Source organism: Pseudomonas sp. NY11955, assembly GCF_048068035.1.
Classification (GTDB): domain Bacteria; phylum Pseudomonadota; class Gammaproteobacteria; order Pseudomonadales; family Pseudomonadaceae; genus Aquipseudomonas.
Genome location: NZ_JBLUPS010000001.1, coordinates 553992 through 566979 on the forward strand (window position 1 = coordinate 553992; position 12988 = coordinate 566979).

13 protein-coding genes are annotated in these 12988 nt (G+C 63.3%); 3 read left to right on the top strand and 10 right to left on the bottom strand.

Going from position 1 to position 12988, the window contains the following annotated elements; genetic code table 11:
* Positions 1-26: 26 nt before the first annotated feature.
* The 3 genes from ACNFBR_RS02430 to ACNFBR_RS02440 are packed head-to-tail and all read right to left on the bottom strand — an operon-like array spanning position 27 to position 2655.
* Positions 27-998, bottom strand: coding sequence for a thymidylate synthase (locus ACNFBR_RS02430; protein WP_416733524.1), 972 nt, complete (start codon positions 996-998; stop codon positions 27-29).
* Positions 999-1049: 51 nt separating this feature from the next.
* A complete protein-coding gene (gene lgt, locus ACNFBR_RS02435; protein WP_003249027.1) occupies positions 1050-1856 on the bottom strand; it encodes a prolipoprotein diacylglyceryl transferase in 807 nt (268 codons plus the stop codon).
* Between the two features lie 16 nt (positions 1857-1872).
* Positions 1873-2655, bottom strand: coding sequence for a sulfite exporter TauE/SafE family protein (locus ACNFBR_RS02440; protein WP_416733525.1), 783 nt, complete (start codon positions 2653-2655; stop codon positions 1873-1875).
* A 129-nt stretch (positions 2656-2784) separates the two neighbouring features.
* On the opposite strand from ACNFBR_RS02440, the gene ACNFBR_RS02445 reads away from it, so the two are divergent.
* Positions 2785-3531 carry an NRDE family protein gene (locus ACNFBR_RS02445; protein ID WP_416733526.1) on the top strand — a complete coding sequence of 249 codons (747 nt, stop codon included), beginning with the start codon at positions 2785-2787 and terminating at the stop codon, positions 3529-3531.
* Between the two features lie 134 nt (positions 3532-3665).
* Here the strand turns inward: ACNFBR_RS02445 and ptsP are convergent, their stop codons facing one another.
* Positions 3666-5945, bottom strand: coding sequence for a phosphoenolpyruvate--protein phosphotransferase (ptsP, locus tag ACNFBR_RS02450; protein WP_416733527.1), 2280 nt, complete (start codon positions 5943-5945; stop codon positions 3666-3668).
* A 22-nt stretch (positions 5946-5967) separates the two neighbouring features.
* Positions 5968-6447 carry an RNA pyrophosphohydrolase gene (locus tag ACNFBR_RS02455; RefSeq protein WP_003249017.1) on the bottom strand — a complete coding sequence of 160 codons (480 nt, stop codon included), beginning with the start codon at positions 6445-6447 and terminating at the stop codon, positions 5968-5970.
* Positions 6448-6588: 141 nt separating this feature from the next.
* Here ACNFBR_RS02455 and ACNFBR_RS02460 point away from each other — a divergent pair, with 141 nt between their 5' ends.
* Positions 6589-7245, top strand: coding sequence for an HAD family hydrolase (locus tag ACNFBR_RS02460; RefSeq protein WP_416733528.1), 657 nt, complete (start codon positions 6589-6591; stop codon positions 7243-7245).
* A gap of 118 nt (positions 7246-7363) precedes the next feature.
* Here ACNFBR_RS02460 and ACNFBR_RS02465 read toward each other — a convergent pair whose 3' ends face one another.
* Positions 7364-7789: a DUF2269 domain-containing protein gene (locus tag ACNFBR_RS02465; RefSeq protein ID WP_416733529.1), complete on the bottom strand. Its 426-nt coding sequence runs from the start codon at positions 7787-7789 to the stop codon at positions 7364-7366.
* 38 nt (positions 7790-7827) lie between these two features.
* Positions 7828-9342, bottom strand: a complete 1515-nt coding sequence (gene ilvA / locus ACNFBR_RS02470; RefSeq protein WP_114169020.1) for a threonine ammonia-lyase, biosynthetic — start codon at positions 9340-9342, stop codon at positions 7828-7830.
* Between the two features lie 133 nt (positions 9343-9475).
* Here ilvA and rpiA point away from each other — a divergent pair, with 133 nt between their 5' ends.
* Positions 9476-10150, top strand: a complete 675-nt coding sequence (gene rpiA / locus ACNFBR_RS02475) for a ribose-5-phosphate isomerase RpiA (RefSeq protein ID WP_051098204.1) — start codon at positions 9476-9478, stop codon at positions 10148-10150.
* Positions 10151-10272: 122 nt separating this feature from the next.
* Here rpiA and ACNFBR_RS02480 read toward each other — a convergent pair whose 3' ends face one another.
* From ACNFBR_RS02480 to ACNFBR_RS02490, 3 genes are all read right to left on the bottom strand, one after another.
* A complete protein-coding gene (locus tag ACNFBR_RS02480) occupies positions 10273-11175 on the bottom strand; it encodes an SdiA-regulated domain-containing protein (RefSeq protein WP_416733530.1) in 903 nt (300 codons plus the stop codon).
* A 90-nt stretch (positions 11176-11265) separates the two neighbouring features.
* Positions 11266-12183 carry an SdiA-regulated domain-containing protein gene (locus tag ACNFBR_RS02485; RefSeq protein WP_416733531.1) on the bottom strand — a complete coding sequence of 306 codons (918 nt, stop codon included), beginning with the start codon at positions 12181-12183 and terminating at the stop codon, positions 11266-11268.
* Positions 12184-12302: 119 nt separating this feature from the next.
* A complete protein-coding gene (locus ACNFBR_RS02490; protein WP_132844873.1) occupies positions 12303-12968 on the bottom strand; it encodes a fumarylacetoacetate hydrolase family protein in 666 nt (221 codons plus the stop codon).
* Between the last annotated feature and the right edge of the window lie 20 nt (positions 12969-12988).

A 12988-nucleotide genomic window follows, 5' to 3' on the forward strand; every position in this document is an offset into this window, starting at 1 on the left:
AGGCCAGTTCAGGCCATAGAGATCTGTCAGACCGCCATCGGCGCCGTCATGGGCGCATGGTGCTCGTACCCTTCCAGCCAGAAATCACTCGGCTCGATCTTTTCCAGCCACTCCGGCTCGTACTTGCCAGTCTCGGCAAACGCCGGCACGCGGTCGCTGATCACCAGCTTCGGCGCTTCCAGCGGCTCGCGCTTGAGCTGCTCGTTAAGCATGTCCAAGTGGTTTTCATACACATGGGCATCGCCGATGAAGTAGGTGAACCAGCGCGGGGTGTAGCCGGTCAGGCGACCGAACAATGACAGCAGCGCCGCGCCTTCGGTGAGGTTGAACGGCGTGCCCAGGCCCAGGTCATTGGAGCGAATGTACAGGGTGAGGGAAATTTCCTTGGTCTCGACATTCGGGTGGAACTGGTACAGCAGGTGGCACGGCGGCAAGGCCATTTCGTCCAGCTGCGCGCAGTTCCAGCCGTGGAACAGGATGCGGCGGCTGCCCGGGTCGTTGGCGATGGTGTCCAGGCACTGGCGCACTTGGTCGATGGCCTTGTACAGGATGACGAACGCGACGCCGTCCTCTTCGTCCTGGGCAATCCGGCGGAAGCCTGCCTGCTCGGCCATGTCGATGGCGGCCGGGTTGCTCAGCGGGATGCGCTTGTAGCCTGGCCATTGGCGCCATTGCACGCCGTAGATCTCGCCCAGGTCGTCATGGCCCTGGCGGAACGGGTTGGCCAGCCACTGGGCATTTTCGTTGGCGTTCTGGTCCCAGACCTTGCAGCCAAGCTCGCGGAATTCACCGGCGTTCTTCACGCCGCGCAGGAAACCGACCATTTCGCCAATCGCCGACTTGAACGCCAGCTTGCGCGTGGTAATGGCCGGAAAGCCCTTCTGCAGGTCGAAACGCAGCATGGCGCCCGGCAGGCTGATGGTGCGGATGCCGGTGCGGTTTTCCTGCAGCGTGCCGTTGTCGATAACGTCGCGGACCAGGTCCAGATACTGTTTCATGGCTTACCTGTAGCAAAAACGGCAGGGGGATCGCCCCTGCCGTGGGATTAGTCAGGCGGGTTTCGCCGTAGGCTTGCGATTATAAGCCCACCAGATCAGGCCAAGGCCAGCGAGGATCATTGGCACGCACAGAATCTGACCCATGGTCAGCCAGCCCCAGGCGATATAGCCAAGCTGCGCATCCGGTACCCGCACGAATTCGACAATGAAGCGGAAGATACCGTAGAACAGCGCGAACATGCCCGATACGGCCATGGTCGGCCGTGGCTTGCGCGAGAACAGCCAGAGGATGACGAACAGCGCCACGCCCTCCAGGGCGAACTGGTACAGCTGCGACGGGTGGCGCGGTAGCTGGGCCGGGTCGCTGAACGGCGGGAAGATCATCGCCCATGGCACGTCGGTGGGTTTGCCCCACAGCTCGGCGTTGATGAAGTTGCCGATACGCCCGGCACCCAGGCCGATCGGCACCAGTGGGGCGACGAAGTCCATCAGTTCGAAGAACGACTTGTTGTTGCGCTTGCCGAACCACAAAGCCGCCAGCATCACGCCAATGAAGCCACCGTGGAACGACATGCCGCCCTTCCATACCTCGAAGATCAGCGTCGGGTTGGCCAGGTAGGCGTGCAGGTCGTAGAACAGCACATAGCCCAGGCGCCCGCCGACGATCACCCCCATCGACAACCAGAACACCAGGTCCGAGAGCTTCTCGCGGCTCCAGGTGGGGTCGAAGCGGTTCAGCCGACGCGAAGCCAGCAGCCAGGCACCGCCGATGCCGATCAGGTACATCAGGCCGTACCAATGGATTTTCAGCGGCCCGATGGCCAAGGCCACGGGGTCTATCTGCGGGTAAGGCAGCATGGAACTTCCTCTCGATTCAAATCAAAAAGCTGAGCCCGACACAGAACAGCAGGGCTGCGAACAGACGCTTCAACAATCGTGGTGACAGCTTGTGTGCCAGACGCGCGCCGAAGCGGGCAAAGAACATGCTGGTCACGGCGATGCCGATCATCGCCGGCAGGTACACGTAACCCAGGCTATGGGCCGGCAGGTGCTCTTCGTGCCAACCCAGCAGCATGAAGCTCAGGGCACTGGCCACGGCAATCGGCAGGCCACATGCCGAGGACGTGGCCACCGCCTGCTGCATGGGCAGGCTGCGCCAGGTCAGAAACGGCACGGTCAGCGAACCACCGCCGATGCCGAAGATGGCCGAGGCCCAGCCGATCACGCCACCGGCGCCGATCAATGCGGGTTTGCCGGGGATGCCTCGGCTGGCTTTGGGCTTGAGGTCGAGGGCCATCTGCGCGGCGATGACCAAGGCGAATACGCCGATGATCTTTTGCAACAGCGGGCCCTGGATCAGCGAAGCGGTCTTGGCGCCGACGCCGGCCCCCAGGAGGATGCCGAGGGTCATCCAGGCGAAGATCGGCCATTGCACCGCCCCCTTGCGGTGGTGCTCGAGCACGGCGTTGATCGACGTGAACACGATGGTTGCCAGCGATGTGCCGACCGCCAGGTGGGTCAGCACCGAGGCGTCGAAGCCTTGCAAGGTGAAGCTGAACACCAGCACCGGCACGATGATGATGCCGCCACCCACGCCGAATAGCCCGGCCAGCACGCCAGCGCAGGCGCCCAACAGCAGATAGAGCACGAATTCCATTCGGCTTCCCCGAGAAATCAATCCGGCATGGTAACGGAAGCCGGGCTCGGGGCTCTAGTGAACTCTGTGTCAGGATGGATCGGCCACCGCGCTGTGGGTACAGTGGCAGAAAACACAGAGGCCCAACCGATGTGCCTGATCGTATTTGCCTGGCGGCCGGGGCACACCCTGCCGCTGATCGTCGCGGCCAACCGCGACGAATTCTATGCCCGCCCCACCCAGGCCCTGGCGGCCTGGGAGGATGCGCCTGGGGTGTATGCCGGGCGTGACCTGGAAGCCGGCGGTACTTGGCTGGGCGTGGGGCCGCAGGGGCGGTTTGCGGCGCTGACCAATATCCGCGACCCAGGTCAGGCGCTGGGGCCTCGCTCGCGGGGTGAACTGGTAGCGGCGTACCTGCAGGGTAAGTTGGGGGTGGAGGCTTATCTGGACCAGGTGGCCAGCCGCAGTGGGCAGTATTCGGGGTTCAACCTGCTGGTGGGTGATGGGCGGCAGCTGGGTTACCTGCATGCCCGGGACGCCACACCGTGCCTGTTGGAAGCCGGGGTATACGGGCTGTCCAACGCCGGGCTGGATACGCCTTGGCCCAAGCTGGTGAAGGCGCGCAGCGGGCTCGAGGGCCTGTTGGAAGCACCGGAACCGCAGCGGCTGCTGGCGTTGCTGGCGGATGACGAGCCTGCGGCAGACAATGACCTACCGGAGACAGGCGTGGGGGTGGCGACCGAGAAGTTGCTGTCGAGCGTGTTCATTGCCAGCCAGAATTATGGGACGCGGGCAAGTACCGTGTTGATTGTGGATGATCGAGGACGAAGACGGCTAGTTGAGCGCAGCTTCGGGCCATTTGGTGGGCATTTGGGAGAAGTCGAGCTGCTGGCCTGATGATTCAATGCTGCCTGTTCCGGCCTCTTCGCGGGTTTGCCCGCTCCCACAGGGAATGCACAAAGCCTGAGCCCTGTGGGGTTCCTGTGGGAGCGGGCGAGCCCGCGAAGAGGCCGGAACAGGCAACCTCACAATTAGAGGGTTTTATTGGCCCCAGGCCCGATCATCCGCGCCAAGCCGAGGTTCTTCAGGGCCAACTGCAGCGAGCTGTGGATAACCTGCGGGTTGTCATGGCTCAGGGCCTCAGCCAATAGCTCCTTGGCCTTGCCCATGTTCACCTGACGCAGCATCCACTTCACTTTCGGCAAGTTGGTGGCGTTCATCGACAAGCTGTCAAAGCCCATGGCCATCAGCAGGATCGCCGCCGCCGGGTCACCGGCCATCTCGCCGCAGATGCTCACCGGCTTGCCTTCGCCATGGGCGTCGCGCACCACCGTGTTCAACGCCTGCAACACCGCCGGGTGCAGGTAGTCGTACAGGTCGGCAACCCGCGGGTTGTTGCGGTCAACCGCCAGCAGGTACTGGGTCAGGTCGTTGGAGCCGACCGACAGGAAGTCCACCTGCCGCGCCAGCTCCTTGGTCTGGTACACCGCCGCTGGGATTTCCACCATCACCCCCACCGGCGGCATCGGCACATCGGTGCCTTCGTCACGCACTTCGCCCCAGGCGCGGTGGATAAGGTGCAGCGCCTCTTCCAGCTCGTGAATGCCGGAAATCATCGGTAGCAGGATGCGCAGGTTGTTCAGGCCCTCGCTGGCCTTGAGCATGGCGCGGGTCTGTACCAGGAAGATTTCCGGGTGGTCGAGGGTGACGCGGATGCCGCGCCAACCCAGGAACGGGTTTTCTTCTTTGATCGGGAAGTACGAAAGCGCCTTGTCGCCCCCGATGTCGAGGGTACGCATGGTCACCGGCAGCGGGTGGAAGGCCGCCAGCTGCTCACGGTAGATGGCCAGCTGCTCTTTCTCGCTGGGGAAGCGCTGGTTGATCATGAACGGCACTTCGGTGCGGTACAGGCCTACCCCTTCGGCGCCGCGCTGCTGGGCACGGGCCACGTCGGCGAGCAGGCCGGTGTTGACCCACAGCGGCATGCGGTGGCCGTCGGGGGTGACGCACGGCAGTTCACGCAGGGCATCCAGGCCCTGGGCCAGCTGGCGCTCTTCCTCCACCACATCGCTGTACTGCTTGCGCAGCACTTCGCTGGGGTTGGTGAACACCTCGCCCTTGTAGCCGTCGACGATCAGTTCGATACCGTCGACCTTGGAGTAAGGCAGGTCGACCAGGCCCATCACCGTGGGGATGCCCATGGCGCGAGCGAGGATGGCGACGTGGGAGTTGCCCGAACCCAGGACCGAAACCAGACCGACCAGCTTGCCTTCCGGCACTTCACCGAGCATGGCCGGGGTCAGTTCCTCACTGACCAGGATGGTGTTGTCGGCATAGACCAGCGACTGCGAGCGGGCTTCCTGCAAGTAGGCCAGCAGGCGCCGCCCCAGGTCCTTGACGTCGGAGGCACGCTCGCGCAGGTAGTCATCGTCCATCAACTCGAAGCGGTTGACGTGCTCGCCCACCACCTGGCGCAGCGCACCCTGGGCCCACTGGCCGGTCTTGATGACCTCGGTCACCTCACCGCCAAGGGCTGCGTCTTCAAGCATCATCAGGTACACGTCGAACAGCGCGCGCTCTTCCGGGCGCAGCTGGGTGGCGAGCTTGGCCGACAGCTTGCGCATGTCGTCGCGCACGCCTTCGAGGGCGTTCTCGAACAGTCTCAGTTCGGCGTTGATGTCATCGACAGTTTTGTCCGGTACCACTTCCAGATCGGCCGGCGGCAGCATCACCACCGCACGCCCTACGGCGGCGCCAGGCGACCCTGGCACACCGACGAAACGCGCTTCCTGAATACCCTTGCCCTGGCGCCCCAGGCCACGGATCGAGCCGGTCGCCTCGGCGTGGGCGATAACCCCGGCCAACTGGGCACTCATGGTGACCAGGAAGGCTTCCTCGCCCTCGTCGAACTGGCGACGCTCCTTTTGCTGAATGACCAGCACCCCGACCACGCGGCGGTGGTGGATGATCGGCGCACCCAGGAAGGAGGCGAATTTCTCTTCACCGGTTTCGGCAAAGTAGCGGTAACGCGGGTGGTCGGCGGCGTTTTCCAGGTTCAGCGGCTCTTCCCGGGTACCGACCAGGCCGACCAGGCCTTCGTTGGGGGCCATGCTGACCTTGCCGATGGAGCGCTTGTTCAGGCCTTCGGTAGCCATCAGCACGAAGCGGTTGGTTTCCGGGTCGAGCAGGTAGACCGAGCAGACCTGGCTGCCCATGGCTTCCTTGACGCGCAAGACAATGATCCCCAACGCCGACTTGAGATCTTTGGCGGAGTTTACTTCCTGGACGATCTTGCGCAGCGTATTGAGCATGGCTCGGGGTCGAACTCCGTCGTCAGTCGCGCGTCAGCAGACGCGGTGCTAGCTCTTTCAGGGCGCGTCGGTACACCTCGCGCTTGAATGTCACAACCTGGCCCAGCGGATACCAATAGCTCACCCAGCGCCAGCCGTCGAATTCCGGCTTGCCGGTCAGGTCCATGCGCACCCGTTGCTCATTGCTGACCAGGCGCAGCAGGAACCACTTCTGCTTCTGGCCGATGCACAGCGGCTGGCTGTGGGTACGTACCAATCGCTGCGGTAAACGATAACGCAACCAGCCACGGGTGCAGGCAAGAATTTCTACATCGTCGCGTTCAAGGCCAACTTCTTCGTTCAGCTCGCGGTACAGGGCATCTTCCGGCGTCTCGTCAGGGTTGATACCACCCTGGGGAAATTGCCAGGCATCCTGGTTGATCCGTCGAGCCCATAGCACCTGCCCGGCATCATTCGTAAGAATGATCCCGACATTGGGGCGAAAACCATCCGGGTCGATCACGGCAGCAACCTCGCAAACGCATGTCCCCGCATTGTTCCACAAAGCTTGCGAGCGCAGCAACGCGCCCGCCAAGCTTATGTGCAGCAGCGTGAAAACTCCGTATTCTGCGGGCCTACCCTGTGGCTGATGCGAGTGACCGCGATGCGCCTGGCTTTATTCGACCTGGACAATACCCTCCTCGGTGGCGACAGCGACCATGCCTGGGGTGACTACCTGTGCGAGCGCGGCATGCTCGACCCGCTCAGCTACAAGCAACGCAACGATGGCTTCTGCCAGGACTACCTCAACGGCACCCTGGACCTGCAGGCCTACCTGGCCTTTTCCATGGAAATCCTGGCGGCAACGCCTGTGGCCAAGCTCGACGAATGGCACCGCGACTTCATGCGCGACTGCATCGAGCCGATCATCCTGCCCAAGGCCCTGGCCTTGCTGCAGCAGCACCGCGAGGCGGGCGACCAATTGGTGATCATCACCGCGACCAACCGCTTCGTTACCGCACCCATTGCCCGCCGCCTGGGGGTTCGGGTACTGCTGGCAACCGAATGCGAAATGCGCGACGGCCGCTATACCGGGCGTAGTACCGATATACCGTGTTTCCGTGAAGGCAAGGTGACGCGGCTGGAGCGCTGGATGCTGGAGAACGGCTTCGATCTTGAGGACAGCTACTTCTATAGCGACTCGATGAATGACCTGCCGTTGTTGCAGCGGGTGACGCATGCGGTGGCGGTGGACCCGGACCCGAACCTGCGGGCCGAGGCCGAGAAGCGTGGCTGGCCGGTGGTTTCGCTGAGGGATTGAGGTTTTCCTGTACCGGCCTCTTCGCGGGCACGCCCGCTCCCACAGGGATCATCACAGGCCTTGAGGGCCACACTATACCTGTGGGTGCGGGCGTGCCCGCGAAGCAGCCAGCGTGCAATCAGACTGGCTTGGCGCCCATCAGCCCGGCGATGGACAGGAAGCACACCCCGCTGAACACCGCCAGCGCCAGGGTAAACCGCAGCCCCACCACCTCGGCCTTGCGCAGCCGGTTCAGCCGCACCAGCAGCCACCACACGGCAAACGCGCCAACGGTATAGATGACGCTGGACGCCAGCACCCAGGTCTGCCCCAGCGGCCAGCCCACCAGGTGCACCAGCCACCAGCCGGTGAACGGCATGCTCACCAGGCACAGGCCCATCACCAGCCAGACGAACACCAACGGCCGGCGCAGCAGCTTGGCGTAAGCCTCGGCATCGCCCTGCCGGCGGGCACGCACGGTCCAGATCGCCAGCCCCAGAGCGCCCAGAAGCAACAGTGCAGTGGCAATGATATGCAAGGTCTTGAGGGTGGTCAGGTGTTCCATGTCTTCACATCCTTGAGCGATAAGCCAAGCTTAGCCGCTCAGCCCAGGAACAGCTTGTAAGCCGGGTTTTCGGTTTCGTCCCAGTACGGGTAGCCGATCTTGGCCAGCGCCGCCGGCACCAGGTGACGCTCGTCCTCCGGCACCTGCAGGCCTGCCACCACACGCCCGTCAGCCGCGCCATGGTTGCGGTAATGGAACATCGAGATATTCCAGCGCCCGCCCAGCTTGTTGAGGAAGTTGAACAGCGCCCCTGGCCGCTCGGGGAATTCGAAGCGCAGCACCATTTCGTCACTGGCACCGGCCGAATGGCCACCGACCATATGACGGATATGCAGCTTGGCCAGTTCGTTGTCGGTCAGGTCGGTAACCGGGAAACCCTGCTCGGTCAAATGCTGAACCAGTGCTGCGCGCGGGTCGTTTTCCGGGTGGGTCTGCACCCCCACGAAGATATGCGCTTCGTCCGAGGTGTGCTTGCGGTAGTTGAACTCGGTGATCTGGCGCTTGCCGATGGCCTCGCAGAAGGCCTTGAAGCTGCCTGGGCGCTCGGGAATGGTCACAGCGATGATCGCTTCGCGCTTTTCACCCAGTTCGGCACGCTCGGCCACATGGCGCAGGCGGTCGAAGTTGACGTTGGCCCCGGAGTCGATGGCCACCAACGTCTGGCCGCTGACGCCGTACAGCTCGACGTACTTCTTGATGCCCGCCACGCCCAGGGCACCGGCAGGTTCGGTGATCGAGCGGGTATCGTCGTAGATATCCTTGATTGCCGCGCATATTTCGTCGGTGCTGACAGTGACCACTTCGTCCACATGGTGGCGGCAGATATCGAAGGTGTGCTGGCCAATCTGCGCCACCGCCACACCGTCGGCGAACAGCCCCACCTGCGGCAGCACCACGCGCTCACCGGCGGCCATGGCCGCCTGCAGGCAGTTGGAATCGTCCGGCTCGACGCCAATCACCTTGATTTCCGGGCGCAGGTACTTCACGTAGGCGGCAATGCCGGCGATCAGGCCGCCGCCGCCCACTGGCACGAAGATCGCGTCCAACTGGCCAGGGTGCTGGCGCAGGATTTCCATGGCCACGGTGCCCTGCCCGGCGATGGTGTGCGGGTCGTCGTAAGGATGAACGTAGACAAAGCCCTTTTCGTCGACCAGCTTCAGCGAGTAGGCCAGCGCCTCGGGGAACGAATCGCCGTGCAACACCACCTTGCCGCCGCGCGAGCGCACGCCTTCAACCTTGATTTCCGGGGTGGTCTTGGGCATCACGATGGTGGCCTTGATGCCCATTTCGCGTGCAGCCAGGGCCAGGCCCTGGGCGTGGTTGCCGGCCGACGCGGTGACCACGCCACGGGCCAATTCTTCCGGGCTCAGCTGGGCCAGCTTGTTGTACGCCCCGCGGATCTTGAAGGAGAACACCGGCTGCAGGTCTTCGCGCTTGAGCAGAATCTGGTTGCCCAGCCGTTTGCTCAGCTGCCCGGCGCTCTGCAACGGGGTTTCGACGGCAACGTCATAGACGCGCGAGGTGAGGATCTTCTTGACGTACTGTTCGAGCATCGGGAAAGCATCACTGGGCCGCGGGACAAGGGCTGGGAGTCTACCCCAGCGCTACGTCGGGCGACCACAGCAAAGCCGTGCGAGCCGTTATACTAGGCAACTTTGAAACCGCCCTGCCCCTTTCGGAGCCCGCATGACCCAGGACCAACTCAAACAGGCCGTCGCCCAGGCCGCTGTCGACTTCATTCTGCCCAAGCTGGATGAAAAGAGCGTTGTCGGCGTCGGCACCGGTTCGACCGCCAACTTCTTCATCGACGCCCTGGCTCAGCACAAGACCGCCTTCGACGGCGCCGTCGCCAGCTCCGAAGCCACTGCCCAGCGCCTGAAAGGCCATGGCATCCCGGTGTACGAGCTGAACAGCGTGAGCGAGCTTGAGTTCTACGTGGACGGCGCCGACGAGAGCGACGCGCACCTGAACCTGATCAAAGGCGGCGGCGCAGCCCTGACCCGCGAGAAGATCGTTGCGGCCGTGGCCAAGACCTTCATCTGCATCGCCGACGCCAGCAAGCTGGTGCCGGTACTGGGCGCCTTCCCGCTGCCGGTCGAAGTGATCCCGATGGCCCGCAGCCATGTGGCGCGCCAGTTGGTCAAGCTGGGCGGCGACCCGGTTTACCGTGAAGGCGTGGTCACCGACAACGGCAACGTGATCCTCGATGTGTACAACCTGCAGATCACCAACCCGGTGGAGCTGGAAGCGCAGATCAACGCCATCGTTGGGGTGGTCACCAACGGGCTGTTCGCGGCGCGGCCGGCGGACCTGCTGCTGCTGGGGACTGCGGAAGGGGTGAAGAGTTTGAAGGCCGAGTAAGCTTCGGCGAGGGCGCTGCCCTCGATTCGCAGCACAAGGCTGCTCCTACAGGAGACCGCAGGTGCGGCCCGTTGTAGGAGCAGCCTTGTGCTGCGAATGGGCTGCAAAGCAGCCCCACCGGCTCACTCTGCGCCCCGCTTGAACACATAGAACAAGTTCGGCTCACTGACCAGGTAAATGGTCCCCGCCTCATCCATCGCAATCCCCTCCGCCTGCGGCACCGTCGCCTGCAACCCCTGCGAGCCCTTGCGCAACGACAAGGTACTCAGCGGCCTGCCGTCCACATCCAGCTCCAGCACCAGCCGCGATTCGTCCGACAGCGCCAGCAAATGCCCACTGCGCTCATCGAACTGCAAACTTGAAAGGTCCCTGACAAATAGCCGCGAATCACGCTTGCGGTCCTGCACCACATGCACAGCGTAGGGCTTTTCCGGGTTGTCATGGGGGAAGCCATGCACCTCGTAGATCAGCATCGGGTCGCGTTCCTTGGCCACGAACAGGCGTTTACCCGCCGAATCGTAAGCCAGGCCTTCGAAACCCTTGTTGCCGTTCAGGCCAATGCCCAGGCTGAGCTGTTCGGCGTCACCGGCATCGAGGAACAGCGTGTCGTCTTCCAGCCTTACGCGAATCAACCGCTGCTGACGCTCATCGGTGATCACATAACTGTTTGGCCCAACGTACTCCACAGCCTCCGGGTCGCCAAAGCCGGTCAGCGGTATGCGGCGCAGAATGCGGCCGTCCAGCGACAGCTCGATCAACTCCGAACGGGCGTTGGTAACGGTGAACAGCGTCTTGCGGTCGGGGTCGTAGGTCAGCGCCGAGATGTCATCGTCCAGCCCTTCGACTGGCTGCGCCTCCAGCACCACCCGATAGCGGTCCAGGCCAATGCTCTGCTGTGCAGGCTGCCACCAGGTCTTCAGATTGAACCAGCCCCGCTCGAACAGGCGAAACTCCTGCCCGGCCCAGCCAAGTAGAAGAAGGCCAAGGGCAAGCAGAACAAGGAACAGGCGAACAAAACGGCGCATAAGGGCAGACTCGACACAGGGGTGGCGAATCTAAACATTAATGGCTGAAACAAAGCTTAATGCCAGCGTCAGGTAAAACTGATGATGGTGTCAGTACTTCTTGAAACGATAGAAAAGCGCCGGCTCGCTGACCATGTACAGGTTGCCCTTGTCGTCCATCGCCACCCCTTCAGCCCGCGGAACGGTGTCTTCAAGCCCGTTGAAGCCACCCAGCAGTGTCATGAAGCTGACTTGCTGGCCCTGCTCGTCCAACTCCAGCAGCATGTTGGAATCGGCCGAAAGCACCAGCAAATGGCCGGTGCGAGGGTCGACACCCAGGGCAGACAGGTTGCGCAAATCGAGCTCTTCGCTAGGCAATGGCTGCTTTTCGCCCTTGAGCGGGCTGCGGCCATCGGTGTTCCAGGTATACAGCTTGGGCGGGCGCTCCTCGCCGATGATCAGGCGCTGGCGCAGCGGGTCCCAGGCGATGGCCTCGAAACCCTTGTTGCTTTTGACCGACTGGCCCAGGTCGTGGCTCTGGAAGTCGTCGTGGTTCAGCGCCGTGGTCTGCGCATCCACCTTGACCACGGTCAGGTCGTGCAGGCGCTCGTCGGTGATGGCCAGGTTACCGTCTTCCAGTACGGCGACGCCTTCCGGGTTGTTCCAGCCGTTCAGCGGGATCTTGCGCAGTACGTCGCCTTCCAGGCTCAACTCGACCAGGATCGGGTTCTTGCCCATGACCGCGAACAAGGTACGGGTATGCGGGTTGAAGGCCAGGTCCGAGGCTTCGTCATCGTCCATGCCCGGCAGGGGCTTGGCATCGATGTCCACCTGATAATCCGGCAGCCACACGCTTTCGCTACGCTCGGCGGTGCTTTCGAAGCTTTCCTTGACCCACAGCGCGCCACGGTCATCCCAGTGCATGGCCACGGCTACGCCATAACCGATCACCGCCGCCACGGCCAGGCCGAAGGGCCAGCGCAGGTAGAAGCGACGCTTGGGGGTTGCCGGGGTGGTGGATGATGGCATGCGCGGTTCCTGAGAAATGGGCGTGGGTGCGCGCATTATCCTGATCGGGTGTGAAAAATCGGTAAACAGGACCGGCCTCTTCGCGGGCGTGCCCGCGAAGCAGGCGACGCGGTTCCTGCTCAGAGCACCCGGCTTTCGAAGCGGCTCACACCCGGCAGCTCCAGCACCAGCTCGTCACCGACATTGAACGGCCCCACGCCCGCTGGGGTACCGGTGAGGATCACATCCCCTGCCTGCAGCGAGAAATGCGCCGCCATGTACTGGATCATCGGCACGATCGGGTTCAGCATCATCGCGCTGTTGCCGTCCTGGCGCACTTCGCCGTTGACGGTCAGGCGCACCGGGATGTCCGTCACGTCCTCGAAGCTGGCAGCCGACACGAACGGCGGCAGCACGCAGGCGCCGTCGAAGCACTTGGCCAGCTCCCACGGCAGGCCCTTCTCTTTCAGCTTGGCCTGCACGTCGCGCAGGGTCAGGTCCAGTGCCGGGGCGTAGCCGGAAATGGCGTCCAGCACCTCTTCCTCGCTCGGGTGAGTCGACAGCGGCTTGCCCAGCAGCACGGCGATTTCGGCCTCGTAGTGCACCGAGCCACGCTCAGCCGGGATCTTGAAGCCGCCTTCGGCCGGCACCACGCAGCTGCCCGGTTTGATGAACAGCAATGGCTCGGTGGGGATCGGGTTGTCCAGTTCCTTGGCATGCTCGGCATAGTTACGGCCGATGCACACTACCTTGCCCAGCGGGAAGTGAATGCGCGTGCCGTCTACGTACTGGTGCTGGTAACTCATGGCCGACTCCTCTGGATACT

Excerpts from the sequence above, each read along its gene's own strand:
- ACNFBR_RS02430 (WP_416733524.1), bottom strand. The coding sequence starts at position 998 with ATGAAACAGTATCTGGACCTGGTCCGCGACGTTATCGACAACGGCACG.
- lgt (WP_003249027.1), bottom strand. The coding sequence starts at position 1,856 with ATGCTGCCTTACCCGCAGATAGACCCCGTGGCCTTGGCCATCGGGCCG.
- ACNFBR_RS02440 (WP_416733525.1), bottom strand. The coding sequence starts at position 2,655 with ATGGAATTCGTGCTCTATCTGCTGTTGGGCGCCTGCGCTGGCGTGCTG.
- ACNFBR_RS02445 (WP_416733526.1), top strand. The coding sequence starts at position 2,785 with ATGTGCCTGATCGTATTTGCCTGGCGGCCGGGGCACACCCTGCCGCTG.
- ptsP (WP_416733527.1), bottom strand. The coding sequence starts at position 5,945 with ATGCTCAATACGCTGCGCAAGATCGTCCAGGAAGTAAACTCCGCCAAA.
- ACNFBR_RS02460 (WP_416733528.1), top strand. The coding sequence starts at position 6,589 with ATGCGCCTGGCTTTATTCGACCTGGACAATACCCTCCTCGGTGGCGAC.
- ACNFBR_RS02465 (WP_416733529.1), bottom strand. The coding sequence starts at position 7,789 with ATGGAACACCTGACCACCCTCAAGACCTTGCATATCATTGCCACTGCA.
- ilvA (WP_114169020.1), bottom strand. The coding sequence starts at position 9,342 with ATGCTCGAACAGTACGTCAAGAAGATCCTCACCTCGCGCGTCTATGAC.
- rpiA (WP_051098204.1), top strand. The coding sequence starts at position 9,476 with ATGACCCAGGACCAACTCAAACAGGCCGTCGCCCAGGCCGCTGTCGAC.
- ACNFBR_RS02480 (WP_416733530.1), bottom strand. The coding sequence starts at position 11,175 with ATGCGCCGTTTTGTTCGCCTGTTCCTTGTTCTGCTTGCCCTTGGCCTT.
- ACNFBR_RS02485 (WP_416733531.1), bottom strand. The coding sequence starts at position 12,183 with ATGCCATCATCCACCACCCCGGCAACCCCCAAGCGTCGCTTCTACCTG.
- ACNFBR_RS02490 (WP_132844873.1), bottom strand. The coding sequence starts at position 12,968 with ATGAGTTACCAGCACCAGTACGTAGACGGCACGCGCATTCACTTCCCG.